This is a genomic window from Candidatus Blochmanniella camponoti (assembly GCF_023585825.1).
GTDB classification, from domain to species: Bacteria; Pseudomonadota; Gammaproteobacteria; order Enterobacterales; family Enterobacteriaceae; genus Blochmanniella; species Blochmanniella camponoti.
Map to the genome: position 1 here is coordinate 621,504 of NZ_CP097751.1, position 25,690 is coordinate 647,193.

Here is a 25,690-nt window from a genome sequence, read left to right on the forward strand (position 1 = left end):
ATTAAGAAGAAGAGTATATTCAGTAGCGATACTAGTTATGATTTTTCAATATTTAATTCATAATTCAAGATTAAACAATACAATGTATGTGGATACATATTTAAGGAGATGTTATGAAAGGAGATGATCACATTATTACCCATCTTAATAATTTGTTGAGCGATGAGTTGGTCGCTGTAAACCAATATTTTTTACATTCTAAAATTTTTAAAAACTGGGGATTAGAACGACTTAACAAGATAGAATATCAAGAATGTGTAGATGAGTTAGATCATGCAGATCTTTATGCAAAACGTATTTTATTTTTAGAAGGTATGCCTACCTTGAGGAAATTTGATCCATTAAACATTAAAAAAAATGTTGAAGATATTTTACGTGCTGATCTTAGTTTAGAATTTCATAGTATTGAAAATTTACGCAAAGGCATCAAATACGCTGATTCAATACAAGATTATGTATCTAGGGATATAATGATACAAATTCTTAAAGATGAAGAAAAGCACATTGATTTTTTAGAAACAGAGCTAAATCTCATGATAAAAATTGGTATGCATAATTATATACAATCACAGTTGAAAAAATAATTTCATACTTATCAAAATGATATAAATTGTTTATAATATTTTTATATATAAAAATTTTCTGGTAAAAATTTTGAATTTTATTCTGATTAATCTTGTTTTTTATTTGTTTACTGGTACACTAAGTTTATGTAATGTTTTATTACAGAAAATAATAACAAAATTAATTGGCATGTTCGATAGGAATAAGAACGGTTTTACATTTTGGATGTATGATGCGAAGATGTTTTAGATGTTCATTTAAAGCTTTTGGGTGAAAGCATACAAAAAAGGTTTATGTAGGTAGAGTTGTTTGTGAATAACTGATTTTTGAGATCTATATTTAGCTATGCAAAATCAAAGGATCCGCATTCGTTTGAAAGCATTTGATCATCGGTTGATAGATAAGTCGACCGTAGAAATTGTAGAGACTGCTAAACGTACTGGCGCTCAAGTACGCGGCCCTATTCCCTTGCCTACTAGAAAAGAACGATTCACTGTTTTAATTTCTCCACATGTAAATAAAGATGCGCGAGATCAGTATGAAATACGAACTCACAAACGTTTAATTGATATTGTTGAACCTACTGATAAAACGGTAGACGCTTTAATGCGTTTAGATTTAGCGGCAGGAGTAGATGTACAAATTAGTCTCGGTTAGCGCATAGGAGATGCATCATAATAGAATTTATTTGTGTATTATATTATGTGTAAAATACAAATAATAATTTTGTACTAAAAGTAATAGAGAGGTTGTATCCATAATCATGCAAGGTCTAATTGGTCAAAAATTGGGTATGACTCGTTTGTTTGATAAAGATGGAGTATCTATCCCTGTAACTATGATTGAAATAACACCGCATCGTGTAACGCAAATAAAAAATATTGAAAATGATGGATATTGTGCAGTTCAAGTAACGACTGGCATTAAAAACTTTAAACATATTAATAGACCAGAGACAGGGCATATGATAAAATCAGGGGTTGATGCTGGTCGTGGTGTGTGGGAGTTTCGTTGCGAAGAAGAAGGGATGTCACAGCTATCATTAGGAGATATTATCACTATACAGATTTTTACAAATGTTAAAAAAGTTGATATTACAGGCATTTCTAAAGGTAAAGGTTTTGCAGGTACAATAAAACGTTGGAATTTTCATATGCAAGATGCAAGTCATGGTAATTCACTGTCACACAGAGCTCCTGGATCTATCGGTCAAAATCAAACTCCTGGTAGAGTATTTAAGGGTAAAAAAATGGCAGGACAATTAGGAAATTATAAAGTTACGGTACAAAATTTAGATGTTGTTAATGTTGATGTAAAACTTAATTTATTATTAGTTAAAGGCGCTGTTCCAGGAATAATTGGTGGTAATTTATCTATTAAAAAATCTGTTAAAATAAATATTAGAGAGAACATGTAAATGGAATTAGAAGTTAGGGATTTTACAACAGAAGTCAGTATCTTGGATTCAGATAAGTTTTCTGTATCTGATGAAATTTTTAAATGTTCTTTTAATCAGGCATTAATACATCAAGTAATTTCTACTTATTTAACTAATTCTCGTCAAGGTACTCGATCTCAAAAGAGTCGATCAGAAGTTTCGGGTTCTAATAAAAAACCGTGGCGTCAAAAAGGTACCGGTCGCGCGCGTTCTGGATCGGTAAAAAGTCCTATTTGGCGTTCTGGCGGAGTAACCTTCGCGGCTAAACCTAAACTATATACCCAAAAAATAAATAAAAAAATGTACAAAGGGGCAATAAGAAGCATTTTATCTAAATTAGTTTGTGATAATCGTTTATTTTTAGTAAAAAATTTATTTATAAAAGAACCCAAAACTAAATTATTATTAGAAAAATTAAGAACAATAACCTCAAAAAAAAGCATATTGATTTTTACTGATTTTTTGGATAGAAATTTGCTTTTAGCATCACGTAACGTTCATAAAATAGAGGTGCGTACCGCAACGCATATAGATCCAGTAAGTTTAATAAATTTTAACGTTACTTTAATTGCCGATAACGTGATCAAGAAAATTGAGAAACAGTTAGTATGATTTATCAAGAACGTTTATTAAAAATACTGAGATCTATACATGTCTCTGAAAAAGCGTCCATGACATTGGAGCGCCATAATGCTTTTTCTTTTAAAGTAGCAAAATATGCGACTAAAACAGATATTAAAAATGCTATCAATATGTTATTTTCTGTGAAAGTAAATACTATAAACACTATAATAGTAGCAGGAAAATCTAAAAGAAAGGCTAATAAAATTGGTCGCTGTAACAACTGGAAAAAAGCATATGTTCTTTTAGAAAAAGGCCAAAAAATTGATTTTATCAATACAGTAGAATAGATAAATATGGAAGATCAAAAGAGATGCCTATTATTAAATGCAACCCAACCTCTCCGGGTAGACGGCATGTAGCTAAGTTAGTGAACCATGATTTATATAAAGGGAATCCTTTTTCTTCATTATTATCCAATAAAATTAATAATAGATCAGGAGGACGCAATAATTACGGTCGTATTACTGTGCGACATATAGGAGGGGGGCATAAAAAACGTTATAGAATTATTGATTTTAAGCGTAATAAGGATGGGATTTCTGCTGTAATCAAACGTTTAGAATATGATCCAAATCGTTCAGCAAATATAGCATTGCTTTCATATAGAGATGGGGAGTATCGTTATATTTTAGCTCCAAAAGATGTAAAAATAGGAGATTTTATAAGTTCTGGAGTGAATGTTCCAATAAAACCAGGCAATGCTTTGCCTATGGGTAATATTCCGATAGGATCTACTATTCATAATGTAGAAATGAAACCAGGAAAAGGCGGGCAATTAGCCCGGTCTGCAGGGTCTTACATACAAATTGTAGCTCGTGATGGGGAGTATATGGTACTTCGTCTGCGATCTGGTGAAATACGAAAAATTCGCTGTGAGTGTCGGGCAACCATAGGAGAGGTTGGTAATGCTGAACATATGTTACGTATGCTAGGTAAAGCTGGAGCCAATAGATGGCGTGGAAATCGTCCTACTGTACGCGGAACAGCCATGAATCCGATCGATCACCCTCATGGAGGTGGAGAAGGAAAAAATTTTGGAAAACATCCCGTGTCTCCTTGGGGAATACAAACCAAAGGAAAAAAAACCCGTAGTAATAAACGTACTAATAAGTTTATATTGTCTCATCGTAATAAATAAAATTTGAAGGATTAGGAATACAGTATATGTCGCGTTCTATTAAGAAAGGGCCATTTATTGACTTGCATCTTCTAAAAAAAGTGGAGAAAGCAATAGAAACAGGTGATAAAAAACCTATTAGAACTTGGTCACGGCGATCAACAATATTTCCAAGAATGATTGGTTTAACTGTAGCAGTACATAACGGACGTCAACATATACCCGTATTCATATCAGATGAAATGGTTGGGCATAAATTAGGTGAATTTGCTCCAACTCGTACGTATCGTGGTCATTCAGTGGATAAGAAAATAAAAAAACATTATTAAAGATATATGGTTATGATCTTAAAATAAGATGTGCTATAGAGGGTATTTTGGTATGGAAACAATTGCTAGATGCCGTTATATTCGTTCTTCTGCTCAAAAACTTCGTTTAGTAGTTAATACAGTACGAGGAAAAAAAGTATCTCAGGCGCTTGATATCTTAAAGTATACCAACAAAAAATCTGCCGAATTAGTAAAAAAGACCTTAGAATCTGCTATTGCTAATGCGGAACATAATGACAGTTCAGATATTAATAATTTAAAAATTATTAAAATTTTTGTCGATAATGGTCCTATTATTAAAAGAATTATGCCACGTGCTAAAGGACGATCAGATAAAATTATGAAACGAACAAGTCATCTTACTATAGTAGTGTCTAATTAAAAAATTATATTTAAACGGACGGAGCATTTAAAAATGGGTCAAAAGGTACATCCGAATGGTGTGCGTTTGGGTATTACCAAGACGTGGCATTCTACCTGGTACGCAAATAACAAAGATTTTTCTGACAATTTAGGGAATGATTTTAAAGTACGTCAGTTTTTGATGCAAAAACTTTCGAAAGCTTTAGTATCTCGTATAATTATTGAACGTCCTGCTAAGAGCATAAGAGTAACTGTTTATACAGCTAGACCTGGTCTTATAATTGGAAAAAAAGGGGAAGATATTGAAAGATTACGTAAAAATATAGCAAGAATTTCTGGTGTTCCAACGCTACTCAATATTGCTGAAGTTCGTAAACCAGAATTAGATGCCAAGCTGTTAGCTGATAATATCGCATCCCAATTAGAACGTAGAGTAGTATTTAGGAGGGCAATGAAACGTGTGGTACAAAACGCTATGCGTTTAGGAGCTAAAGGAATTAAAGTAGAAGTCAGTGGGAGACTAAGCGGAGCTGAGATTGCTCGTACTGAGTGGTACAGAGAGGGACGGGTTCCATTACATACTTTACGTGCCGATATTGATTATAGTCTTTCAGAAGCACGTACTACGTATGGTATAATTGGTATTAAGGTATGGGTTTTTAAAGGGGAAATTTTAGGAGATGTGTTACTGAATACAGGATATTCATCAGATCAAACGATGAGTAATTCTAGCAAGAAAAAACATAAAACTCGCATATAAAGGATAATATGATGCTTCTGCAACCAAAGCGCACAAAATTTCGTAAAATGCATAAAGGGCGTAACCGGGGAACAAAAGTAAACGACAATATTAGTTTTGGGCAATTTGCTTTAAAAGCTATTAGCCGAGGGCGATTAAAATCTTGTCAAATTGAAGCAGCACGACGTGCCATAAGTCGTGCTGTAAAGCGTCAAGGAAAAATCTGGATTCGTGTGTTTCCAGACAAACCTATTACTAAAAAACCTCTTGAAGTACGCATGGGGAAAGGAAAAGGTAATGTAGAATATTGGGTGGCGTTAATACAACCAGGAAAAATATTATATGAAATAAATGGGGTACCAAAAGAACTAGCGTATAATGCTTTTAAATTGGGCGCATCAAAATTACCCGTTAAAACCACTTTAATAGGAAGATAATGAATAATATCATCAAATTATTAAATCAAAAAAAAAATGACGCTATTACTGTTACATCGCTTCAATCAGAGTTACTAAAGGTATTACGTGAACATTTTAATTTACGTATACAAGCAAAATCAGGTCAATTAAAACAATTGCACTTATTAAAAAAAGTACGTCGCAATATAGCATCTATCAAAAGATATTTATCTCATACTAAAAAAGTATAAAAGGAGAATATTCCATGAGTGATAGGATTCGCATCCTACTAGGTCGTGTATGTAATAAAAAAATGAATAAATCTGTTGTTGTTTCTATAGAGAGATTAATTAAGCATTCAACATATGAAAAATTTATTAAACGTACTACTAAACTGCATGTACATGACCCTAATAACGAGACTAATATTGGAGATCTTGTTGAAGTACAAGAATGCCGTCCTATTTCTAAAACAAAATCTTGGATACTAACTTCTATTATCAAAAAATCTAATTTTTAAAAAGATAATATTCATATGAATTAATGATAAGCTATTTAATTAGAACTAGTAAATAAAAATATATAAACATATATATGTTTTAAAAATTTAAATTCAATCACTACTATGGAGTAATTGTGTGATTCAAGAACGCACTATTTTAAATGTTGCCGATAACTCTGGCGCACGATATGCAATGTGTATTAAAGTGCTAGGTGGTTCTGGTCGTCGTTATGCTAATATAGGAGATGTTATTAAAGTTGCTATTAAAGAAGCAGTACCACGTGCTAAAGTGAAAAAGGGCGATGTATTAAAAGCTGTTGTAGTACGTACGAAAAAAGGTGTACGTCGTCTAGATGGATCTATTATTAGATTTGATAATAATGCTTGTGTATTATTAAATGACACCAACATCCAACCTATAGGTACTCGTATTTTTGGTCCAGTAACTCGCGAATTACGCAACGAAAAATTTATGAAGATTATTTCTTTAGCCCCCGAGGTACTTTGATGGAGAGTATTATATATGGCAGCAGCTAAAATTAAACGTAACGATGAAGTTATTGTATTAAGTGGAAGGGATAAAGGAAAAAAGGGGAAAGTAAAACGCGTTTTTTATGATAAAGGCAGGGTTATAGTAACAGGAATAAATTTAGTAAAAAAACATCAAAAGCCTATTCCCAATAAAAATCAACCAGGAGGCATTATTGAAAAAGAAGCATCCGTTGATTTATCTAATATTGCAATATTTAACCCTACTTTAAATAAAGCAGATCGAGTAGGTTTTACAATACAAAATGGTAAAAAAATACGTATATTTAAGTCTAATGGGGATATAGTTAAATGATTGGAATAATATATGACTAAATTATATGATTATTATAAAAATAGTATAATACAAAATTTAATGCATAAATTTAATTATCGATCTATTATGCAAGTACCTAAAATTAAAAAAATTACTATTAATATGGGAGTAGGTAAATCTGTTACCAATAAAAAGCTTTTAGAAAAAGCAGTAGAAGATTTAATGGTAATTTCAGGACAAAAACCAGTAATCACCACAGCACGCAAATCTATCTCTAGTTTCAAAATTCGTCAAGGTCAACCAATCGGCTGTAAGGTAACTTTACGAGGTTCGCGTATGTGGGAATTTCTGGAAAGATTTATTTTTATTGCTATGCCTCGTATTCGTGATTTTCGCGGGTTATCTATTAAATCTTTTGATGGGCATGGTAATTATAGTATTGGAATCCGCGAGCAAATTATCTTTCCAGAAATTGATTATGATACCGTGGATGATATGCGAGGAATGGATATTACTATTACTACTAACGCCATTTCTGATAATGAAGCGTATGCTTTATTAACTGCATTTCGATTTCCATTTAGAAAATAATCGTATTACTTCAAATAGAAGGAGCGTTAATTATGACCAAGGAATCTATAAAGGCACGTGAAATAAAGCGTTTAAAATTAGTTAATAAATATTATATACAACGTATTTCTCTAAAAAAAATTATTATTGATCAACGCATTCCTAATGAGGAACGTTGGAATGCGGTTTTAAAATTACAGACTTTACCACGTGATTCTAGCCCATCTAGACGACGTAATCGTTGCCGTCATACTGGACGTCCTCACGCTTTTTTAAGAAAATTTGGATTGAGCCGTATGAAGGTACGCGAAGCTGCTATGCGCGGCGAAATACCTGGTTTAAGGAAAGCTAGTTGGTAATTGTAACAATATTTTACTGCTTGGAGCTATAATGAGTATGCAAGATTCAATCGCGGATATGTTAACTACTATACGTAACGGGCAAATTTCTAAAAAAGAAAAGGTTTGCACTCCCTCTTCTGCAATGAAAGTAGCAATTGTTCATGTATTAGCAGAAGAAGGATTTATACAGAAATATAATATTAAAGATAGCATCAAACCAACTTTAGAAGTATTTTTAAAATATTATCAAAAAAGAAAACCCGTCATAGATATCATAAAACGTATTAGTCGACCTGGATTACGTATCTATAAAAAGAGAAAGGAACTACCTCAGATAATGTCTGGTATGGGTATTGTTATAATTTCTACTTCTAAAGGTGTAATCACAGATAATAGAGCTCGTCAGCTTAATGTTGGTGGGGAGATTATATGTTATGTGTCTTAATACCAAGATATTTCCGCACCATATGTGTAAAACGATAATTTCTATTCCTAAAACAATAACTATAAATATAATAATAAAAAACCATAGCATTTCTATTACAGGTGCACTTGGTGCATTAACTCGTATATTACACAAATCGGTTGATGTGCAATTGCATAATACATCAAAACTGATAGTCTATAGTAACAGTTTTGATGTTAAAAATAAAGCTTTGATAGGAACAACCTGTGCATTAATTACTGGAATGATTACTGGAGTTACAAAAGGGTTCACTAAGACACTGCAACTAGTAGGAATAGGTTATCGTGTATCTATTCAAGATAATGTCATCAGCCTAATCATAGGCTTATCTCATTCCATTGATTATATACTACCTGCTGAAATCGTAGCAACGTGTCCAAGTCAAACCGAAATTATTTTAACAGGGATGAATAAGCAACTTATCGGACAAGTTGCTGCAGATTTGAGAGCACTTCGCCCTCCTGAACCTTTTAAGGGAAAAGGTATTCGTTATATCAATGAAATAGTGCATACCAAAGATACTAAGAAAAAATAATTATTATTAATAATATAGAGAATCATGTAACATGAATAAAAAAGATGCTCGTCTCAAAAGAGCTATGAGAACACGAAAAAAGTTGTATAAATTAGATGCTATAAGATTAGTGATACATCGAACTTGTCGGCATATTTATGCACAAATAATTGCAAAAGATAATTCTAACGTCTTAGTTGCAGCTTCTACTACGGAAAAATTAATTTCTAGTCAATTGACAACAACCAGTAATAAAAAAGCTGCAGCTATAGTAGGAAAAATTATTGCGGAACGGGCAGTAAAAAAAGGTATTACAAATGTATCTTTCGATCGTTCTGGATTTAAATATCATGGTAGAGTGAAAACGTTGGCTGATTGCGCTAGGCAAACTGGGTTAAGCTTTTAAAACAAGGTAAAATAATATGAAATATACTGATAAACAGCCTGGTGAATTGCAAGAAAAATTAATTACAGTAAATCGAGTATCCAAGACGGTTAAAGGTGGTCGTGTATTTAGTTTTACAGCTCTAACTGTGGTAGGAGATGTAAATGGTCGGGTAGGGTTTGGTTACGGTAAAGCTCGTGAAGTCCCATCAGCAATTCAAAAGTCAATGGAAAAAGCTCGTCGTAACATGGTAATTATTTCCTTATATAAAGGCACTCTACAACACGCGGTTAAGGGGGTATACACAGGTTCTCGTATTTATATGCAACCTGCTTCTGAAGGAACTGGAATTATTGCTGGTACTACAATGCGTGCTATACTAGAAGTGGTTGGAATACATAATGTATTAGCAAAAGCTTATGGATCTACAAATCCTATTAATATAGTGCGTGCGACTATAAATGCGTTAAAAAGCATGAAATCTCCTGAAATGATTGCAGAAAAACGAGGTAAATCTATTAGAGAAATTTTAGGTTATTATAATTATGTTAAACATTATTAATCTTATTCAGATTGGGGTTTTATCAGTAAGTTTATATCCCAAACATAAGAACTGTGTATGGTGGGTTGAGAAGGGATTGCGCCGTATCAAAATACTGTTGAAATAATTGATGTACCTGTCATCCGTGGTATGATTAACTTAAATTAATTACACGGTCAAAGTGGAGTAGTAAATCATGTATCTTAATACCATTTCTCCATCCAGAGGAGCTAAACATTTAAGTAAACGAGTAGGTCGAGGCATAGGATCTGGATTAGGTAAAACAGGGGGTCGTGGACATAAAGGACAAAAATCTCGTTCTGGAGGGAAGGTGCGTCTTGGATTTGAGGGAGGACAGACTCCTTTATATCGTAGATTACCAAAGTTTGGGTTTATATCTCGCAAGGCTATGATTACCCAAGAAATTAGGTTATCTGATTTATCTCGTATTTCAGACAAAGTAATAGATTTAAATGTTTTAAAAACCTATAATATTATTAAGCGCAAAATTAAGTTTGTTAAAATTATAATGTCTGGAGAAATTAAACGTCCTGTCACGATACGTAAATTACGCGTTAGTAAAGGAGCGCGCACTGCAATTCAATCTATAGGCGGTCAAATAGAGGAGTAATTGAATTAAAATGATGGCAGTTACTAATAAACAACGATCTAGATCTACTTTTCAAAGTGTCAAAGGCGGGTTAGGCGACTTGAAACGTAGAATTATGTTTGTGATTGGCGCTTTAATTATTTTTCGTATAGGATCATTTATTCCAATTCCAGGAGTAGATTTGATTGTTTTGGCACAAATTATTGAACAACAACACGGTACTATTATTGAAATGTTTAATATGTTTTCTGGAGGATCTTTAAGTCGTGCTTCTATCTTTAGTTTAGGGATTATGCCATATATTTCAGCTTCAATTATTGTTCAGCTATTAACTGCGGTACACCCTGCTTTAATAGAAATTAAAAAAGAAGGAGAAAGTGGCAGGAGAATAATTAACCAGTATATTCGTTATGGAACTTTAATGCTTGGAATATTACAATCAGTAGGCGTTGTCACTAGTTTGCCTAATGTATCGGGATTAGTGATTAATCCAGGATTTTCTTTTTATTGTATAGCAATTATTAGTCTTGTTTGTGGTACTATTTTTCTAATGTGGTTAGGCGATCAAATTACTAGCAGAGGTATAGGAAATGGTATTTCAATTATTATTTTTTCAGGAATAATTGCTGGGTTGCCACTGGCTATAGGGCATACCATAGAACAAGTGAGACAAGATGAGTTACATTTTTTTATATTGATTTTAATTGTTTGCTTGGTATTGAGTGTTACTTTTTTTGTTGTATTTATGGAGCGGGGACAACGTCGCATTCTAGTGCATTATGCTCAACGTCAACAAGGCCGTCGTATTTATGCTACTCAAAGCACACATTTACCACTTAAAGTAAATATGGCTGGCGTCATTCCTGCTATTTTTGCTTCTAGTGTCATCTTGTTCCCGGGTACTGTAATCTCTTGGTTCGGCAGCGGTACTAATTGGCAATGGTTAACTATTATTTCTTTATATCTACAACCAGGTCAACCATTATATATTTTACTTTATGCGGCAGCTATTATGTTTTTTTGTTTTTTTTACACATCTTTAGTTTTTAATCCCCGAGAAACAGCTGAAAATTTAAAAAAATCGGGAGCATTTGTTCCTGGAATTAGACCGGGAGAACAAACTGCAAAATATATTAATAGAATTATGATTCGTTTGACTTTCATTGGTGCAATGTACGTTACATTTATTTGTTTAGTACCAGAATTTATGAGAATTGCTATGAAAGTCCCTTTCTATTTTGGAGGAACATCTTTACTTATTGTAGTTGTGGTAATTATGGATTTTATGGCCCATATACAAACTTTAATGATGTCTAGTCAATATGAATCTGTGCTTAAAAAAGCAAACCTGAAACATTTTAATCATTGATTAAAAAAATCATATACATATGATTATAGGAAACATTATGAAAGTACGTACGTCAGTGAAAAAATTATGTCGTTATTGTGAAATTGTGAAGAGACATAACGTTATTCGTGTAGTTTGTCGTGTGGATCCAAAGCATAAACAACGACAAGGATAATGGTTATTCAGTATAGAATAATTAACTTTTAGGAGTATAAAAATAGTGGTACGTATAGCAGGTGTCAATGTTCCTGATAGAAAACATGCCGTTATTGCTTTAATGTCTATTTATGGCATCGGAAAATCCCGTGCTCGTTCAATTTGTTTGAATACAGGTATAGATGAGCATGTACAACTTTGTAAATTGTCTGAAATTCATATAGATAAATTACGTGATGCGGTTGATGAATATATCGTAGAAGGGGATTTACGCCGAGAAGTAACTCTAAATATCAAACGTTTAATTGATCTTGGCACTTACCGAGGATTACGTCATCGTCGTAATTTACCAGTACGGGGGCAAAGGACTAGAACAAATGCTAGAACCCGTAAAGGTCCTCGTAAGTCAATGAACAAATAATTTAAATAAATATTAATAAATAAAACAGCATAAATATAAAATGATTAAATCATCCAATCTTCGAGCGCGCAAGCGGCTCAAAAAACAAATTTTAGATGGTGTAGCCCATATACATGCATCTTTTAATAATACTATTATCACTATTAGTGATAAACAAGGTAATACTTTAGGATGGGCTACAGCTGGGGGTTCTGGATTTAGAGGATCTCGAAAATCTACACCGTTTGCTGCGCAAATAGCAGCAGAACGTTGCGCTGAAATAGTTCAAGAATATGGGGTAAAAAATTTAGAAGTCATGGTTAAAGGGCCAGGACCGGGACGTGAATCTGCGGTACGAGCGTTAAATGCAGTAGGATTTCACATTACTAGCATTACTGATGTCACCCCAATTCCTCATAATGGTTGCCGTCCTTCTAAAAAACGCCGTGTCTAAAGAAGATTCATTAGTTTATTTTCAAGGAATAAAAAAATATGGCTAAATATTTAGGGCCTAAACTTAAATTAAGTCGTCGTGAGGGTACAGATCTTTTTTTAAAATCTGGAATTCGTACTATTGATTCTAAATGTAAACTCGAGCAACCTCCAGGACAACATAATATGCGTAAATCTCGTTTTTCAGATTATGGAATACAGCTAAGAGAAAAACAAAAAGTTAGACGTATATATGGCATCTTAGAGCGTCAATTCTCTAATTATTATAAGAGGGCTGCACGTATTAAAGGCAACACTGGTGAAAATTTATTAAAATTATTAGAAAGCAGATTAGATAATACTGTGTATCGTATGGGATTTGGAGCAACACGTGCTGAAGCCCGTCAATTAGTAAGTCATAAATCTATTATGGTTGAAAACCGTATTGTTAATATAGCTTCATATCAAGTTGTTCCCAATACTGTTATTAAAATACATAAAAAATCACATAAGCAATCTAGGATTCGTGCTTCTTTAGAGCTTTCTGAGCAGCAAAGAGAAAAATTAGCATGGATTGAAGTAGATCCTATTAAACTACAAGGTCTATTTAAACGTTATCCAGAACGTAGTGAATTATCTGCAAATATCGATGAACATTTGATTATCGAATTATATTCAAAATAAGTAAAAATTTGTGAAATAGTAAAAAGAGAGGAAACATGCAGAATTCTGTAGTAGAATTTTTAAAACCACGTTTAGTAGATATTGAACAAATTACTGAAACACGCGCTAAAGTTACTTTGGAGCCGTTAGAACGAGGATTTGGTCATACTTTAGGAAACGCTCTACGTCGTATCTTACTTTCTTCAATGCCTGGATATGCTATAACGGAGGTTGAAATTGATGGGGTATTACATGAATATAGTACAAAAGAAGGTATACAAGAAGATGTTTTAGAGATTTTACTCAACTTAAAGAAATTAGCTATTAGAATTGAAGGAAAAGATAGCGTTACTTTAACTTTAAAAAAATCCGGTATTGGGCCTGTAATCGCAAATGATATTTTGTATGATAGTAATAACGTAAAAATTGTTACTCCTAATCATATTATATGTCATATAACTGACAAAAATACATCTATTAGTATGCGTATTAAAGTGCAGCGCGGACGAGGTTACGTTCCAGCTTCTTCTAGGTTTAATTCTGAATCAGATATCTTACCAATTGGTCGGTTATTATTAGATGCATGTTATAGCCCGGTAGAAAGGATTTCTTATAATGTAGAAGCTGCTCGCGTTGAGCAACGTACAGATTTAGATAAACTAATTATTGATATGGAAACGGATGGAACTATAGAACCGGAAGAAGCGATTAGGCGTGCAGCAACAATTTTATCTGAACAACTTGAAGCATTTATTGATTTAAGGGATATACATCAACCAGAACATAAAGAAGAAAAACCAGAATTTGATCCAGTCTTATTACGCCTTGTTGATGACTTAGAACTGACTGTACGTTCTGCTAATTGTCTAAAAGCAGAATCTATTCACTATATTGGAGATTTAGTACAACGAACAGAAGTAGAACTATTAAAAACCCCTAATTTAGGAAAAAAATCATTGACAGAGATAAAAGATGTATTAGCATCTCGTGGATTATCTTTAGGAACACGTTTAGAAAATTGGCCTCCTACGAATATTTTAGATAATTAATCATGGATAATTTAATATTTGAAACAAAGGTAATTTATTATGCGTCATCGAAAAAGCGGTTCTAAACTAAATAGAACTAGTGCTCATCGTAAAGCTATGTTTAAAAACATGGTTGTTTCATTGGTAATGCATAAAATAATAAAAACTACTTTATCTAAAGCTAAAGTATTGCGTCGTATTATTGAACCGTTGATTACACGTAGCAAAGTGGATACGATCGCAAATCGTCGTCTAGTTTTTTCTAAAACTAGAAATAATGATGTTGTTGCAAAATTGTTCACACAAATTAGTCCACATTTTTATAATAGACCTGGAGGATATACTCGTATACTAAAATGTGGATTACGTAAGGGAGATAATGCTCCAATGGCATACATAGAACTAGTGGAACGATCTAAAATAAAACAAAAAATATAAAAAATAACATAGAAATATATAATTAAGTCTAGTAATGAGCACAAACATATCTCGATCATTTTATTCTAACACAGAGTTAGGTTTGAACCATTCTTTGTGTGCATTGAGAATATCACGCACAGATGTTATTTTTTTTCCTGAAATTTGTAACATAGTAAGTATTAATATTCCAGAACCAGTACCAACATAAATACCATTTGGATTAGTTGTTACAATGGTACCAGGTAATATAGATGCTGACGACGAGTAGTGATTGATGTTTTGATTGCTTACTTCGGCATCCCATACTCTAATGCGATCATTTTTTATTTGAAAATAACTAATTGGCCATGGATTAAAAGCTCGGATACATCGTTCCAATTGAATTGCTGATAAATTCCAATTGATACGTGCTTCTTGTTTATTTAATTTATGCGCATATGTAGCATAAGTTGAGTCTTGAGGTATCAACGTAGATGTACCTAATATAAACTGATCCAGTACTTGGGATAACATAGCAGATCCAATATTCACTAATCTATTAGAAAGAGTATAACTAGTGTCTTTTGGAAAAATTTTGCAAGGCGTAATATGCAAAATATCTCCAGTATCTATGCCTAAATCCATTTGAATAATGGTTATTCCTGTAATGGAGTCACCATATTCTAATGCACGTTGAATGGGTGCTGGTCCGCGCCAACGAGGCAATAATGAACCATGTACATTAATACAGCCTAGTCGTGGTATATTTAATATTTCTTTCGGTAAAATTAATCCATAAGATACAACTACTATCAAATCCACATCAATTTTTTTAATAATATAAATAATATCAGAAATAGATAAAGTGCGAGACTGGAATAGCGATATATTATATTTTTTCGCTATTTTATATAAAGATAAAAAGGATTTACATGTAGATATTTGTATCTCTTGAGTAAACACTGCTATTATCTGATGCGTAGAAAAGTGAGTCAGTGTATATAAATGCCACGCCGCAAAACTTGTAGTTCCAAAAAAAGCAATACGCAGTGATTTTAAGTGTGCCATAATATATATCAAAGAGAAAATTGATTCTTTTTAAATGTTTTAGATAATTTTTTTATTTTTTTATGAATTTTTTTAATTTTTAATGGAGACAAATGATCAATAAAAAGTTTTCCAAACAAATGATCTACTTCGTGTTGAATGCAAATTGCTAATAAATTATTAGCTTCCATCTCAAATTTATTGCCATATTGATCTAATGATTGAATGGTTATTTTTTCTGAACGCGGAACAATTTCATATATCTGAGGAATAGATAAACAACTTTCAGGAATACTAATAACACCTGTTTTTTTTGTAATAGCAGGATTAATAAAAACTAAACGTTGTTTATTTTTTTTATAAAGATCAATAACAATAATTTGCTGGTGAATATTAACTTGTGTTGCAGCTAATCCAATGCCTTTTTTAAAATACATAGTATCAAACATATCATTTATAATTTGATTAGTATCATCAGATACTGCAACAACAGGATCAGCGATTGTTCTAAGACGTTTATCTGGATAATACAGTATTTCTAATATCGACATAAAATAAAAAATTATTATAATAAATTTCTAATTCCATATATTATCTAGTGACTTATGAATATAATCAAGATATGATACAGAATATTTTATATTCATAATAATAATATATGGAATTAGAAATTTATTAACGGTCAATGACGTTTGGAATCGTTCTTGATACCTAGAATGTATTATTCAATTAAATAATTAAATAAATATTCAAAATGTACTAAATACATACAAAAACCGCGTACGCTATGCCGCAAAATATTTAATAAAATATATCAATTATTTTTTATTAATAAAAAATAATTGATATATAAGAATCTTAAACTATTATAGATATTACATATAAATTTAAAAGTTACCCAATTAATACTTGAAAATTTATTATTTTTAAATATCGATTTAAATAAAAGAATATTTTATGCTTTTTTTTAATAAATAATTAATTGGAATCCTAATCTACAATAAGGATATTTCCTTCGTCAAATATGAAAGATTTACTTATACAGCTAAATCAAGGGAAAGTAATTATTTATCCAACAGAATCAGTGTTTGGTTTAGGATGTGATCCTGATAATAAAAACGCAATATCTACTTTACTAAAAATAAAAAATAGATCTTGGAAAAAAGGTTTAATTTTAATTGCTGCTAACTATACACAATTACTTAAGTATATTGATGATAGTTGCTTAAATGAAACCCAACGATCACGAGTTTTTTCTACTTGGCCTGGACCGATGACATGGGTATTTCCAGCGCAAGTTAATATATCATATTGGTTAACAGGTCAATTTGCTTCTTTAGCAGTACGAGTCAGTCATTTTGAACCAATTCAACGCCTTTGCTTAGCTTTTGGAAAACCCTTGGTATCCACTAGTGCAAATTTATCTGGACAGCCTCCTGCACGTACTATTGAAGAAGTACACGATCAACTCGGGCATAACATATCTATCATGCATGAAGATATACTTGGAAGACCCAATCCCTCAACAATTAGGGATGTTATGACTGGCAAACTAATTCGTGAATAATTTTTTATTATTTAAGGAGATAAATAGATGAATTCTTTTGCTGTTTTTGGTAATCCGATTAAACATAGCAAATCAGCAGAAATTTATGCATTATTTGCACAGGAAATTGGAATATCAACAGAATACAACCTTAAATTGGCAGTACAAGATAATTTCAATTGTTTATTATATAATTTTTTTGAGTTAGGTGGATTAGGAGCAAATATTACCTCTCCATTTAAAGAAAATGCATATTTTTTGTGTAATCAATTAACTGAACGAGCTGAAAAAGCTCGTTCAGTTAATACGATAAAAAAATTAAAAAACGGTACTTTGCTGGGAGATAATACTGATGGTATAGGATTTATTAGCGATTTAAAACGACTTAATTGGTTAGATAATAATAATCAAATCACTTCTCACACGCCTATGATAACGAATATTCTGTTAATTGGCGCTGGGGGCGCTGCAAAAGGAATTATTCCTATATTATTAACGACTATAACAACATGTCACATAAATATAGTAAACAGAACGTTTTCTCGGGCACAGGAATTGACATCTTATTATCAGGAAATAGGATATAAAAATATATCATGCCTACCTTTGTACAAATTACGTTATGACACCCATAAATATAGTTTAATTATTAATGCTACAACCAGCAATATACACAATACTATTCCCAAAATACCATATTTTCTTATTACTCCTGACACTAAATGTTATGATTTATTTTACACAAAACAAGACACGTTGTTCATAACATGGTGTAAAAAAAATGGGTCAAATTATTGTGCAGACGGATTAGGTATGTTAGTAGGACAAGCGGCTCATTCATTTTTTTTATGGCATAATGCATTTCCTACTATTGATCCTGTGATAAATCATTTAAGATCTACATGTTATATGTAAAATTGTATTGATTTGATAATATTATAAATATAGGGTATGATTTTTCATAAAGATTTATTATTCTTTAAAAATATATTGTGCAGATGAAATCTATGATTTTTATAATTTATTTGGATTTTAAAAAAAAAATCATATATAATATGAAGTATTGAGTTGATTTACTGGTATTTGTTTGATGATGAAAAATCATACTTGGCGGCATTAGCGCGATAGTACCACCTGATTCCATTCCGAACTCAGAAGTGAAATGTCGTAGTACCAATGGTAGTGTGGGGTATCCTCATGCGAGAGTAGGGGGCTGCCAAGTATTTAAATTTAATGGAAATCTAATATCGAAGCTATAAAACAGTTAAAAACAATACAGCTGAATGATTTTTTATGTTTATCTGGTAGATAAATTATTGTAATGTTTAACGAGTTTTTATCTGTTTACAGAAAATAAAAATATACTAAACAGTAATATAATATTGCAGCTTTAATTTTTTAATATTTTATTATATGTTATATGTATATTTATAGGCTTGAAAAGCAATTGTAACCACAATTAGAACTAACGTGCGTATAAGATAAAATTGAATAAAAAGTTTTAATTGGAAATGTAATTAATTTTTTAAAATAAAAAATTATAATAAAAAGTAATGACTGAAATTCAGTAACTATACTACAATAACGACTAAAACGAATCTTTTTTCTTACGTAATTCAGAAAAAACTTGCCATTCTTCTTTAAGGTTACAGGATAAATTTAATGATTTTTTTATATCTGAATTACCACAACGAAAGAAAGGATTAACCTTTAGCTCTAAATCTAGCGTTGTTGGCACGGTGGGTTGGTTGCGGTTATATAACTTAATGATCTTATTGCGATAATTAATAATGGATTGATCTTGAGGTAAAATAGAAATAGCGAAGTTAACATTAGATAAAGTATATTCGTGTCCGCTGAAAATTAAGGTATTATGAGGAAGATGTCTAATTTTTAGAAAAGATTCATACATATTTTGAGCAAATCCTATACAGATTTTACCACAACCCGCAGAAAATACAGTATCTCCGCAAAATAACCAGGGTGCGCTATAAAAACCAATATGCCCCAATGTATGCCCAGGCAAATTGAGAACTTTAAATTTTTTCTTTAATAATACAAAATCATCTCCTTCTGATACCAAGAAGTGAGAGCCATTATTTTTGGTTTCCATGGGACCATAAACAATTGTTTTTGGAAAATGTTGAATTAACGGAGCTACTCCATTGACATGATCAATATGATTATGAGTCAATAAAATTGCTCGTAATCTAAATTGGAATTTTTTTAAAATATCTAGTACCTTTATTGCTTCTCCAGGATCAATAATTATGCATTCATTTTTATAATTATATAAAAACCAAATATAATTAGTGCTTAATACCGGGATTCTAATGATATTCATGATTAATCGCAGTGATACAAATTTAAAATAAGTATTTTAAAATTTTTTCAGAAATATTCAATGGATAAAAATATTATTTTTAGTACTTAGATTAAGTGTTTCAAATATAAATATAAGTGCAATAGAAATTTCGTAAATTATGAGTAAATAGTGTTGTATCGTTGTTAAATCAGAAGATATATAAGTTTAATTCATAAGAGTTTCGATACATAAGAACTTTATATAATAAAATTATATGTCTATAAATATATATGCGCATACATATAATAATTATTATAATTATATGATTAATTATGTAAGAATACTAATTCCGATAATATTATTATTAATAAAAATCTTCATTTAGAGGGCATTTAGCAGCTAATCGAGCTAATTGATCGCATCGTTCATTATCTGGATGTCCAGTATGGCTTTTTAACCAATTCCAATGTATAATACTATGAATTTGTATCGCTACATCTAGACGTTGCCATAAATCAATATTTTTTACTAATTTTTCTTCAGAGGTTTTCCAGTGATGTTTTTTCCATATATGAATCCATTGAGTAATGCCATGTAACAAATATTGGCTGTCAGTATTTAAAATGATTTGACAGGGATTTTTGAGCGATTCTAATGCGATAATAGCTGCCATTAATTCCATACGATTATTGGTAGTCAAGCGGTACCCAACACTAAATTCTTTCTTATGTTGTTTATACCGTAATATCGCAGCACAACCACCTGGACCTGGATTACCAAGGCATGACCCATCCGTAAAAATTTCTATTTTTTTATACATATTATAGGATATATTATTATTTCAATTCAAATAACTAGTGTGACACAAATGAAAAGCTATGAGCACTAATATTATACGACAAATTGTTTTAGATACTGAAACCACTGGCATGAACAAGTTTGGACCACATTATGAAGGACATAGGATTATTGAAATAGGTGCGGTAGAGATAATAAACCGTCATTTAACTGATAACACATTCCATGTTTATCTGAAACCAAATCGTATGATTGATATTGAGGCCATCCAGATACATGGAATTAGCGATCAATTTTTAAAAAATAAACCAACTTTTGCAGAAATAATAAATGAATTTTTAACATTCATTCGAGGGAGTGAATTAATTATTCATAATGCTCCTTTTGATCTAGGATTTCTTAATCAAGAATTACGAATTTGCAAGGCAAACTCAAAAAAAATAGAATCTTACTGCACTATAATTGATAGCTTAAAATTAGCTCGAAAAAAATTTCCAGGACAACGTAATAGTTTAGATGCATTATGCGAACGTTATTTTATTAATAACGGCAATCGACGCAATTTACATAGCGCATTGCTCGATGCACGACTTCTAGCTAATGTATTTTTGTCTATGAGTGGAGGTCAAATAAAAATGAAATTTATGGAAGTAACGAATACAAATATATCAAATAATAAAATCAATAATATAATAGGACCAAACTCTACAAAATGTGTAAGTAAAAAATCATTAAAAATCATTTATGCTAATGAACAAGAAAAATTAGCTCACGAAGAATATTTAGATAGCATACAACAGTTAAATAAATACTGTATATGGCGACAATAATAATAATGTAACAAAATAATAATTTTCAGTTTATTTTTTATAATAAAATAAAGCAGTAGATATGTTTGTATGTAGCATAAATATACTCTATATTACAGATAAGGTTTAAATTGAAATAAATATATTTTTTACGAATTTTTATTAAAAACTTCACGTCTCTAATTTGTTAGTTAGGCACAATACATAATATCATAACATATTATTTTTTGAAGGAGTAATCATGTATCATGATATAATTTATAAAGAATTTAATGAAACTATAAAAATGATGCAGATATTTTCTGGTGAAAAACATAACATTCAAGCAATAGAATCATCTGCAAAACTTATTGCTAATACTTTTAAAAAAGGAGGAAAAGTATTGTCCTGTGGCAATGGTGGTTCACACTGTAATGCTATGCACTTTTCAGAAGAGCTGACTGGACGTTATAGAAGCAATCGTGCAGGTTATGCAGCGATAGCTATTTCTGATCCCTCATATTTATCGTGTGTTGGTAATGATTTTGGGTACAAATATATTTTTTCCCGTTATATTGAATCTATTGGAAATGAGAAAGACGTACTATTTGCTATTTCTACTTCTGGAGAATCAACCAATATTTTATATGCCATAGAAGCAGCGTACAAACAAAGTATGAAAATAATTTTCTTGACTGGAGAAAAAAAAGAAAACAAATTATCTAATTACATAGATATAGAAATTTGTGCACCATATGCAAGTTATCTTGATTATATTCAAGAAATTCATATTAAAATAATCCATTTACTTATCCTGCTTATAGAAAAAGAAATGGCGTTCATTTCGTGAGAAATGATGAAAATTGATGTCAATGTACACCTATGCATAAAGAAGGATATCATATAAATAGAAACAAAAAATGTGTTTACTTGTTTTTTTTGTACAAACTTGATACACTTTAGATCTGGATGTGTTCCAAAGAACTAAATTTTTGTGTCTATAAAAAGTAGAATATATTGTATTGTGCACTACAAGTAGGGTTTGGTAAGCAAATGCCGATATAGCTCAGATAGGCAGAGCAGCGCATTCGTAATGCGAAGGATATAGGTTCAAATCCTATTATCGGCATAATGTAATGCAATTGCAATGTAAATATTTTGTTTGTTGACTTAAATAATTTTTACTTATAATTATACACCTGTATCCATCGAGCAACACAAACCTGTTACTTTACTTGCTATACGATGCAAGAGATATTTACAATTGAGAGAAATTTTCAGAAAGATAATCAACTACCCCTTTTTGTGATGCTTCTAGTCCCTTTTTATTTTTGTTCCATTGAGCAGGACATAGTAAACCATGAACCTCATGAAACTTCAAGGCATCTACCATACGAATCATTTCATCAAAATTTCTACCAAAAGGTAAATCATTAACTACCTGATGACGTATCACTCCCGATTTGTCTATTAAGAAAGAAGCGCGTAAAGCCACGCCTTTATTCGAGTGTTCAATACCATATTTTTTAATAATTTCACGTTTTATATCAGAAACCATAGCATATTTCAATAATCCAATCCCGCCCTGACTTACAGGAATTTGTCTCCAAGCATTGTGCACGAAAACTGAATCTATAGAAACCCCAATGACTTCCACATTTCGTTTCTGAAACTCAACATAACGTTTGTCGCAAGCAATCAATTCCGATGGACACACAAAAGTGAAATCCATAGGCCAAAAAAACACTATTGCTTCCTTTTTATTAATATAATTTAATAAATTAAAATTATCTACAATTTCACCATTTCCTAATACTGCGGAAGAAGTAAAATCTGGAGCACAATGACTAACTAATACCATATTGATTCCTTATAATCTTTGTTGTAATCTATTCAAGATGTTGACGATATTAAATATATAAATATTGATACTGACAATCAATATTCAGTCTACTGTTTAAACTATCTTTATACAAAAAATACTATGTAAAAATTTTTAAAATAAAAAACTACTTATCTGTTTGAAGATTTTTTGTAAAATCTTATTCTTTTTTATGAATTACTAATCCGCTTATTTAATATTATTTCATGTAGATACTATATCTACAATAACATGATTCGGCAACAAAATTTATTGTTTATTATTAACAATAATTATAATCGATTATTACTGTATAATTTATCTTAAATCCTTATTTTCAGCACTAAAAATATTGCGTGATAATAAATACAGAGAACCACAATAATTACTCTATATTGAAAATATAGTAGTATTTGTCAATTAAAAGTCAGTATTTTTTCTTAAAAACCAAATCCTTGTATCTAAATTGAAAAATTTAGAGTCAATCATGACCACTTAATTGAAAATAACTTAATCAATTCAATCAGATTATTTAAGATCTTCTTAAAAAAAATTAAAGTCAGGAAATTTATGATATTTGATATCATCAGTAATAATAGTGATTTGCAACAGACAAATTCAATGATCTCATTGAGATTTTCATGACCAATATCTACAATAAACATTTATGTGTAATTTCTGACTCAATAAAATTAATATTTAATTTAATAATCAGTAAATAATAAGAATATATAGGATGATTCTAAAAATGTAATCGATAACGATTAAATAATCGTCTAATTAATATTAGATAATATTAATTGTAAAATATGTCACCATATTTTCATTCGTAAATAAAAATCGATCCAAATAATATATCAAGTAATTAATATTACACATCTATATATAATAAATTATTTCTAACAGTAGACATAATATTTCTTTGACAATACTTTGTTGACAAAATTATATACTATAATATAGTAACGATTTTAGTAATTTTACGTATGAAATCAATTAATTTTAATTAATACAACTTATCTAAATAAAAATCTATATTAAAATTCAAAAAATAGCTATTAAATAATTGATGATAATAATCACCATAAACTGTTGACCATCATATTAATATATGTCAAATATAGCGATAACTATTGAATATTTTCATATATGCAACAAATCTTTGTTCTATCAATTTTATTTGATAGATCTTAAACGATATTATTATTTAATTTATATTTTTTAAAATTAATATTAATTAAGTCAAAAAAATATAAAAATTGTTATTAATATTTATTAAGGATTATAAATTATGGCATATACATATAACTTTGTAAGTTATGAATATATTACGTTTATTGTGCATAATATATATAAATACAGATTATTATAATAAATACAGTTTGTAATTAGTACTTACTATATTTATATATAGATTAATAAACATTTCTTTAATTAGGATAACATTTATGCCATTTCAACTATTACAAACAGATGGCTGTGCACGTCTTGGTAGACTTATTTGTAACCAAGGAATAGTAGATACGCCTGCCTTTATGCCAGTAGGGACCTATGGATCCATAAAAACATTAACTTCAAAGGAAATTGAAGCCAGTGGAACACAAATTATTTTAAGCAATACTTTTCATTTATGGTTGCGTCCTGGTTTAGACGTTATAAAGCTACATGGTAGCTTACATAAATTCATGAGCTGGAATGGTCCTATAATTACAGATTCTGGAGGATTCCAAGTATTTAGTCTAAGCAAAATGCGTACAATTACAAGAAAAGGAGTTTTCTTTAAAAGCCCTATCGACGGTCATCTTGTGTTTTTAACTCCAGAAAAATCCATAGAAATTCAGCACGATTTGCAATCCGATATAGTTATGATATTTGATGAATGCATATCTTATCCCAACACTTGGGATTATGTAAAAAAATCAGTAAACATGTCTTTAAATTGGGCTGAACGCAGCCGTTTGCGTTTCGATACATTACATAATTCAAATATGTTGTTTGCTATTATTCAAGGAGGTATGTATAAAAATTTAAGGGATATATCAGCAAAAGAATTAATAAATATTGGTTTTGATGGATACGCAATAGGAGGTTTATCGGTAGGTGAGCCAAAAAAGGAAATGTATCGTATTTTATCTCATATATGTAAATTAATTCCTATAAATAAACCACGCTATTTAATGGGTGCTGGTAAGCCAGAGGATTTGCTGGAGGCTGTGCAGAAAGGTATTGATATGTTTGATTGCGTTATACCAACGCGTAACGCTCGTAATGGATATTTATTTGTTTCTGATGGAACAATTAAAATTCGTAATGCGCAATACAAACAGGACACTTCCCCGTTAGATGGGGACTGTGATTGTTATACTTGTCAACATTACAGTCGTTCGTATTTGCATCATTTAGATTGTTGTAAAGAAATTCTTGGTGTGCGTTTAAATACTATTCATAATTTAAGATATTACCAGCGTTTAATGGAGGAATTACGTCAAGCTATAAAAACAAAATCATTGCAAAATTTTATCGATATTTTTTATAAGCGTGTTAATCGTATTTAATACTGAATTTACATTTAGTATTTTTTTTAATTAGACTCAATAATTCAAACTATTTATA

The 25,690-nt window shown here is 30.8% G+C and carries 38 protein-coding genes, 1 tRNA gene and 1 rRNA gene; 35 read left to right on the forward strand and 5 right to left on the reverse strand.

What is annotated here, in order from left to right; genetic code table 11:
- Window positions 1-113 precede the first annotated feature (113 nt).
- From bfr to rplQ, 28 genes are all read left to right on the forward strand, one after another.
- On the forward strand, window positions 114-584 hold the full coding sequence (bfr, locus tag M9394_RS02565; RefSeq protein ID WP_250246931.1) for a bacterioferritin: 471 nt from the start codon (window positions 114-116) through the stop codon (window positions 582-584).
- A gap of 325 nt (window positions 585-909) precedes the next feature.
- Window positions 910-1,221 carry a 30S ribosomal protein S10 gene (rpsJ, locus tag M9394_RS02570; protein ID WP_011282738.1) on the forward strand — a complete coding sequence of 104 codons (312 nt, stop codon included), beginning with the start codon at window positions 910-912 and terminating at the stop codon, window positions 1,219-1,221.
- 106 nt (window positions 1,222-1,327) lie between these two features.
- A complete protein-coding gene (gene rplC / locus M9394_RS02575; protein ID WP_250246930.1) occupies window positions 1,328-1,981 on the forward strand; it encodes a 50S ribosomal protein L3 in 654 nt (217 codons plus the stop codon).
- Window positions 1,982-2,614: a 50S ribosomal protein L4 gene (rplD, locus tag M9394_RS02580; protein ID WP_250246929.1), complete on the forward strand. Its 633-nt coding sequence runs from the start codon at window positions 1,982-1,984 to the stop codon at window positions 2,612-2,614.
- Entirely contained in the window at window positions 2,611-2,913 is a 303-nt protein-coding gene (rplW, locus tag M9394_RS02585) for a 50S ribosomal protein L23 (RefSeq protein ID WP_250249907.1), read from the forward strand. The genes rplD and rplW overlap by 4 nt, the downstream gene beginning before the upstream one ends.
- A 23-nt stretch (window positions 2,914-2,936) precedes the next feature.
- Window positions 2,937-3,764: a 50S ribosomal protein L2 gene (rplB, locus tag M9394_RS02590; protein WP_250246927.1), complete on the forward strand. Its 828-nt coding sequence runs from the start codon at window positions 2,937-2,939 to the stop codon at window positions 3,762-3,764.
- Window positions 3,765-3,790: 26 nt separating this feature from the next.
- Complete coding sequence (rpsS, locus tag M9394_RS02595; RefSeq protein ID WP_250246926.1) at window positions 3,791-4,072, forward strand: 30S ribosomal protein S19; 282 nt, start codon at window positions 3,791-3,793, stop codon at window positions 4,070-4,072.
- A 52-nt stretch (window positions 4,073-4,124) separates the two neighbouring features.
- Window positions 4,125-4,454 carry a 50S ribosomal protein L22 gene (rplV, locus tag M9394_RS02600; RefSeq protein ID WP_250246925.1) on the forward strand — a complete coding sequence of 110 codons (330 nt, stop codon included), beginning with the start codon at window positions 4,125-4,127 and terminating at the stop codon, window positions 4,452-4,454.
- A gap of 33 nt (window positions 4,455-4,487) precedes the next feature.
- Entirely contained in the window at window positions 4,488-5,195 is a 708-nt protein-coding gene (rpsC, locus tag M9394_RS02605; protein WP_250246924.1) for a 30S ribosomal protein S3, read from the forward strand.
- A gap of 11 nt (window positions 5,196-5,206) precedes the next feature.
- Window positions 5,207-5,611, forward strand: coding sequence for a 50S ribosomal protein L16 (rplP, locus tag M9394_RS02610; RefSeq protein WP_250247573.1), 405 nt, complete (start codon window positions 5,207-5,209; stop codon window positions 5,609-5,611).
- Complete coding sequence (rpmC, locus tag M9394_RS02615) at window positions 5,611-5,823, forward strand: 50S ribosomal protein L29 (protein ID WP_250248143.1); 213 nt, start codon at window positions 5,611-5,613, stop codon at window positions 5,821-5,823. Before rplP ends, rpmC begins: the two co-directional genes overlap by 1 nt.
- Before the next feature lie 14 nt (window positions 5,824-5,837).
- Window positions 5,838-6,092, forward strand: coding sequence for a 30S ribosomal protein S17 (rpsQ, locus tag M9394_RS02620; protein ID WP_250246922.1), 255 nt, complete (start codon window positions 5,838-5,840; stop codon window positions 6,090-6,092).
- A gap of 118 nt (window positions 6,093-6,210) precedes the next feature.
- Window positions 6,211-6,582, forward strand: a complete 372-nt coding sequence (gene rplN / locus M9394_RS02625) for a 50S ribosomal protein L14 (RefSeq protein WP_250242126.1) — start codon at window positions 6,211-6,213, stop codon at window positions 6,580-6,582.
- 15 nt (window positions 6,583-6,597) lie between these two features.
- Complete coding sequence (gene rplX / locus M9394_RS02630) at window positions 6,598-6,918, forward strand: 50S ribosomal protein L24 (RefSeq protein ID WP_250246921.1); 321 nt, start codon at window positions 6,598-6,600, stop codon at window positions 6,916-6,918.
- Between the two features lie 12 nt (window positions 6,919-6,930).
- Complete coding sequence (gene rplE / locus M9394_RS02635; RefSeq protein WP_250249909.1) at window positions 6,931-7,470, forward strand: 50S ribosomal protein L5; 540 nt, start codon at window positions 6,931-6,933, stop codon at window positions 7,468-7,470.
- Between the two features lie 32 nt (window positions 7,471-7,502).
- A complete protein-coding gene (rpsN, locus tag M9394_RS02640; RefSeq protein ID WP_250246919.1) occupies window positions 7,503-7,808 on the forward strand; it encodes a 30S ribosomal protein S14 in 306 nt (101 codons plus the stop codon).
- 31 nt (window positions 7,809-7,839) lie between these two features.
- The gene (gene rpsH / locus M9394_RS02645; protein WP_250246918.1) at window positions 7,840-8,235 is read left to right on the forward strand and encodes a 30S ribosomal protein S8; all 396 of its coding nucleotides are present in this window, start codon (window positions 7,840-7,842) and stop codon (window positions 8,233-8,235) included.
- 22 nt (window positions 8,236-8,257) lie between these two features.
- Window positions 8,258-8,791 carry a 50S ribosomal protein L6 gene (gene rplF, locus M9394_RS02650; RefSeq protein ID WP_250248144.1) on the forward strand — a complete coding sequence of 178 codons (534 nt, stop codon included), beginning with the start codon at window positions 8,258-8,260 and terminating at the stop codon, window positions 8,789-8,791.
- Window positions 8,792-8,822: 31 nt separating this feature from the next.
- Window positions 8,823-9,176 (forward strand): 50S ribosomal protein L18, encoded by a 354-nt coding sequence (rplR, locus tag M9394_RS02655; protein WP_250246916.1) that lies wholly within the window; start codon window positions 8,823-8,825, stop codon window positions 9,174-9,176.
- Between the two features lie 16 nt (window positions 9,177-9,192).
- Entirely contained in the window at window positions 9,193-9,717 is a 525-nt protein-coding gene (gene rpsE / locus M9394_RS02660; protein WP_250246915.1) for a 30S ribosomal protein S5, read from the forward strand.
- Between the two features lie 175 nt (window positions 9,718-9,892).
- The gene (gene rplO, locus M9394_RS02665; RefSeq protein WP_250246914.1) at window positions 9,893-10,327 is read left to right on the forward strand and encodes a 50S ribosomal protein L15; all 435 of its coding nucleotides are present in this window, start codon (window positions 9,893-9,895) and stop codon (window positions 10,325-10,327) included.
- A gap of 13 nt (window positions 10,328-10,340) precedes the next feature.
- A complete protein-coding gene (gene secY, locus M9394_RS02670) occupies window positions 10,341-11,675 on the forward strand; it encodes a preprotein translocase subunit SecY (protein ID WP_250247571.1) in 1,335 nt (444 codons plus the stop codon).
- A 37-nt stretch (window positions 11,676-11,712) separates the two neighbouring features.
- Window positions 11,713-11,829 carry a 50S ribosomal protein L36 gene (gene rpmJ / locus M9394_RS02675; RefSeq protein WP_250242145.1) on the forward strand — a complete coding sequence of 39 codons (117 nt, stop codon included), beginning with the start codon at window positions 11,713-11,715 and terminating at the stop codon, window positions 11,827-11,829.
- Between the two features lie 45 nt (window positions 11,830-11,874).
- Window positions 11,875-12,231: a 30S ribosomal protein S13 gene (gene rpsM, locus M9394_RS02680; protein WP_250249911.1), complete on the forward strand. Its 357-nt coding sequence runs from the start codon at window positions 11,875-11,877 to the stop codon at window positions 12,229-12,231.
- 40 nt (window positions 12,232-12,271) lie between these two features.
- A complete protein-coding gene (gene rpsK / locus M9394_RS02685; protein ID WP_420022144.1) occupies window positions 12,272-12,664 on the forward strand; it encodes a 30S ribosomal protein S11 in 393 nt (130 codons plus the stop codon).
- Between the two features lie 38 nt (window positions 12,665-12,702).
- A complete protein-coding gene (gene rpsD / locus M9394_RS02690; protein ID WP_250246912.1) occupies window positions 12,703-13,326 on the forward strand; it encodes a 30S ribosomal protein S4 in 624 nt (207 codons plus the stop codon).
- A 35-nt stretch (window positions 13,327-13,361) separates the two neighbouring features.
- The gene (locus M9394_RS02695) at window positions 13,362-14,354 is read left to right on the forward strand and encodes a DNA-directed RNA polymerase subunit alpha (RefSeq protein WP_250248145.1); all 993 of its coding nucleotides are present in this window, start codon (window positions 13,362-13,364) and stop codon (window positions 14,352-14,354) included.
- A gap of 39 nt (window positions 14,355-14,393) precedes the next feature.
- On the forward strand, window positions 14,394-14,771 hold the full coding sequence (gene rplQ / locus M9394_RS02700) for a 50S ribosomal protein L17 (protein ID WP_250246910.1): 378 nt from the start codon (window positions 14,394-14,396) through the stop codon (window positions 14,769-14,771).
- Window positions 14,772-14,831: 60 nt separating this feature from the next.
- Here rplQ and fmt read toward each other — a convergent pair whose 3' ends face one another.
- Window positions 14,832-15,800, reverse strand: a complete 969-nt coding sequence (gene fmt, locus M9394_RS02705) for a methionyl-tRNA formyltransferase (RefSeq protein ID WP_250249913.1) — start codon at window positions 15,798-15,800, stop codon at window positions 14,832-14,834.
- 8 nt (window positions 15,801-15,808) lie between these two features.
- Window positions 15,809-16,330 carry a peptide deformylase gene (def, locus tag M9394_RS02710; protein WP_250246908.1) on the reverse strand — a complete coding sequence of 174 codons (522 nt, stop codon included), beginning with the start codon at window positions 16,328-16,330 and terminating at the stop codon, window positions 15,809-15,811.
- A 473-nt stretch (window positions 16,331-16,803) separates the two neighbouring features.
- On the opposite strand from def, the gene tsaC reads away from it, so the two are divergent.
- The 3 genes from tsaC to rrf all read left to right on the forward strand — a co-directional run bounded on the left by tsaC (window position 16,804) and on the right by rrf (window position 18,547).
- Window positions 16,804-17,346 (forward strand): L-threonylcarbamoyladenylate synthase type 1 TsaC, encoded by a 543-nt coding sequence (gene tsaC / locus M9394_RS02715; RefSeq protein ID WP_250246907.1) that lies wholly within the window; start codon window positions 16,804-16,806, stop codon window positions 17,344-17,346.
- 27 nt (window positions 17,347-17,373) lie between these two features.
- Complete coding sequence (gene aroE, locus M9394_RS02720) at window positions 17,374-18,240, forward strand: shikimate dehydrogenase (protein ID WP_250249915.1); 867 nt, start codon at window positions 17,374-17,376, stop codon at window positions 18,238-18,240.
- Window positions 18,241-18,431: 191 nt separating this feature from the next.
- Window positions 18,432-18,547 (forward strand): 5S ribosomal RNA (gene rrf / locus M9394_RS02725).
- Between the two features lie 366 nt (window positions 18,548-18,913).
- On the opposite strand, the gene gloB is transcribed toward rrf, so the two are convergent.
- Window positions 18,914-19,669, reverse strand: coding sequence for a hydroxyacylglutathione hydrolase (gene gloB, locus M9394_RS02730; protein ID WP_250249917.1), 756 nt, complete (start codon window positions 19,667-19,669; stop codon window positions 18,914-18,916).
- Window positions 19,670-19,994: 325 nt separating this feature from the next.
- Window positions 19,995-20,450 carry a ribonuclease HI gene (rnhA, locus tag M9394_RS02735; RefSeq protein WP_250242166.1) on the reverse strand — a complete coding sequence of 152 codons (456 nt, stop codon included), beginning with the start codon at window positions 20,448-20,450 and terminating at the stop codon, window positions 19,995-19,997.
- Between the two features lie 58 nt (window positions 20,451-20,508).
- Between rnhA and dnaQ the strand changes: the two genes are divergently transcribed.
- The 3 genes from dnaQ to M9394_RS02750 all read left to right on the forward strand — a co-directional run bounded on the left by dnaQ (window position 20,509) and on the right by M9394_RS02750 (window position 22,345).
- Complete coding sequence (gene dnaQ / locus M9394_RS02740) at window positions 20,509-21,258, forward strand: DNA polymerase III subunit epsilon (RefSeq protein WP_250249919.1); 750 nt, start codon at window positions 20,509-20,511, stop codon at window positions 21,256-21,258.
- Between the two features lie 220 nt (window positions 21,259-21,478).
- Window positions 21,479-22,066, forward strand: a complete 588-nt coding sequence (gene lpcA / locus M9394_RS02745) for a D-sedoheptulose 7-phosphate isomerase (protein ID WP_250246903.1) — start codon at window positions 21,479-21,481, stop codon at window positions 22,064-22,066.
- Between the two features lie 205 nt (window positions 22,067-22,271).
- Window positions 22,272-22,345 (forward strand) — tRNA-Thr (locus M9394_RS02750).
- Window positions 22,346-22,474: 129 nt separating this feature from the next.
- Here M9394_RS02750 and M9394_RS02755 read toward each other — a convergent pair.
- A complete protein-coding gene (locus M9394_RS02755) occupies window positions 22,475-23,077 on the reverse strand; it encodes a peroxiredoxin C (RefSeq protein WP_011282773.1) in 603 nt (200 codons plus the stop codon).
- 1,448 nt (window positions 23,078-24,525) lie between these two features.
- Here M9394_RS02755 and tgt point away from each other — a divergent pair.
- Entirely contained in the window at window positions 24,526-25,632 is a 1,107-nt protein-coding gene (gene tgt / locus M9394_RS02760) for a tRNA guanosine(34) transglycosylase Tgt (RefSeq protein WP_250246902.1), read from the forward strand.
- The last annotated feature ends 58 nt before the right edge of the window (window positions 25,633-25,690 follow it).

Bases quoted from the DNA above. Each gene is read 5' to 3' on its own strand.
- bfr (WP_250246931.1), top strand. From the start codon at position 114: ATGAAAGGAGATGATCACATTATTACCCATCTTAATAATTTGTTGAGC.
- rpsJ (WP_011282738.1), top strand. From the start codon at position 910: ATGCAAAATCAAAGGATCCGCATTCGTTTGAAAGCATTTGATCATCGG.
- rplC (WP_250246930.1), top strand. From the start codon at position 1,328: ATGCAAGGTCTAATTGGTCAAAAATTGGGTATGACTCGTTTGTTTGAT.
- rplD (WP_250246929.1), top strand. From the start codon at position 1,982: ATGGAATTAGAAGTTAGGGATTTTACAACAGAAGTCAGTATCTTGGAT.
- rplW (WP_250249907.1), top strand. From the start codon at position 2,611: ATGATTTATCAAGAACGTTTATTAAAAATACTGAGATCTATACATGTC.
- rplB (WP_250246927.1), top strand. From the start codon at position 2,937: ATGCCTATTATTAAATGCAACCCAACCTCTCCGGGTAGACGGCATGTA.
- rpsS (WP_250246926.1), top strand. From the start codon at position 3,791: ATGTCGCGTTCTATTAAGAAAGGGCCATTTATTGACTTGCATCTTCTA.
- rplV (WP_250246925.1), top strand. From the start codon at position 4,125: ATGGAAACAATTGCTAGATGCCGTTATATTCGTTCTTCTGCTCAAAAA.
- rpsC (WP_250246924.1), top strand. From the start codon at position 4,488: ATGGGTCAAAAGGTACATCCGAATGGTGTGCGTTTGGGTATTACCAAG.
- rplP (WP_250247573.1), top strand. From the start codon at position 5,207: ATGCTTCTGCAACCAAAGCGCACAAAATTTCGTAAAATGCATAAAGGG.
- rpmC (WP_250248143.1), top strand. From the start codon at position 5,611: ATGAATAATATCATCAAATTATTAAATCAAAAAAAAAATGACGCTATT.
- rpsQ (WP_250246922.1), top strand. From the start codon at position 5,838: ATGAGTGATAGGATTCGCATCCTACTAGGTCGTGTATGTAATAAAAAA.
- rplX (WP_250246921.1), top strand. From the start codon at position 6,598: ATGGCAGCAGCTAAAATTAAACGTAACGATGAAGTTATTGTATTAAGT.
- rplE (WP_250249909.1), top strand. From the start codon at position 6,931: ATGACTAAATTATATGATTATTATAAAAATAGTATAATACAAAATTTA.
- rpsN (WP_250246919.1), top strand. From the start codon at position 7,503: ATGACCAAGGAATCTATAAAGGCACGTGAAATAAAGCGTTTAAAATTA.
- rpsH (WP_250246918.1), top strand. From the start codon at position 7,840: ATGAGTATGCAAGATTCAATCGCGGATATGTTAACTACTATACGTAAC.
- rplF (WP_250248144.1), top strand. From the start codon at position 8,258: ATGTGTAAAACGATAATTTCTATTCCTAAAACAATAACTATAAATATA.
- rplR (WP_250246916.1), top strand. From the start codon at position 8,823: ATGAATAAAAAAGATGCTCGTCTCAAAAGAGCTATGAGAACACGAAAA.
- rpsE (WP_250246915.1), top strand. From the start codon at position 9,193: ATGAAATATACTGATAAACAGCCTGGTGAATTGCAAGAAAAATTAATT.
- rplO (WP_250246914.1), top strand. From the start codon at position 9,893: ATGTATCTTAATACCATTTCTCCATCCAGAGGAGCTAAACATTTAAGT.
- secY (WP_250247571.1), top strand. From the start codon at position 10,341: ATGGCAGTTACTAATAAACAACGATCTAGATCTACTTTTCAAAGTGTC.
- rpmJ (WP_250242145.1), top strand. From the start codon at position 11,713: ATGAAAGTACGTACGTCAGTGAAAAAATTATGTCGTTATTGTGAAATT.
- rpsK (WP_420022144.1), top strand. From the start codon at position 12,272: ATGATTAAATCATCCAATCTTCGAGCGCGCAAGCGGCTCAAAAAACAA.
- rpsD (WP_250246912.1), top strand. From the start codon at position 12,703: ATGGCTAAATATTTAGGGCCTAAACTTAAATTAAGTCGTCGTGAGGGT.
- M9394_RS02695 (WP_250248145.1), top strand. From the start codon at position 13,362: ATGCAGAATTCTGTAGTAGAATTTTTAAAACCACGTTTAGTAGATATT.
- rplQ (WP_250246910.1), top strand. From the start codon at position 14,394: ATGCGTCATCGAAAAAGCGGTTCTAAACTAAATAGAACTAGTGCTCAT.
- fmt (WP_250249913.1), bottom strand. From the start codon at position 15,800: ATGGCACACTTAAAATCACTGCGTATTGCTTTTTTTGGAACTACAAGT.
- def (WP_250246908.1), bottom strand. From the start codon at position 16,330: ATGTCGATATTAGAAATACTGTATTATCCAGATAAACGTCTTAGAACA.
- tsaC (WP_250246907.1), top strand. From the start codon at position 16,804: ATGAAAGATTTACTTATACAGCTAAATCAAGGGAAAGTAATTATTTAT.
- aroE (WP_250249915.1), top strand. From the start codon at position 17,374: ATGAATTCTTTTGCTGTTTTTGGTAATCCGATTAAACATAGCAAATCA.
- gloB (WP_250249917.1), bottom strand. From the start codon at position 19,669: ATGAATATCATTAGAATCCCGGTATTAAGCACTAATTATATTTGGTTT.
- rnhA (WP_250242166.1), bottom strand. From the start codon at position 20,450: ATGTATAAAAAAATAGAAATTTTTACGGATGGGTCATGCCTTGGTAAT.
- dnaQ (WP_250249919.1), top strand. From the start codon at position 20,509: ATGAGCACTAATATTATACGACAAATTGTTTTAGATACTGAAACCACT.
- lpcA (WP_250246903.1), top strand. From the start codon at position 21,479: ATGTATCATGATATAATTTATAAAGAATTTAATGAAACTATAAAAATG.
- M9394_RS02755 (WP_011282773.1), bottom strand. From the start codon at position 23,077: ATGGTATTAGTTAGTCATTGTGCTCCAGATTTTACTTCTTCCGCAGTA.
- tgt (WP_250246902.1), top strand. From the start codon at position 24,526: ATGCCATTTCAACTATTACAAACAGATGGCTGTGCACGTCTTGGTAGA.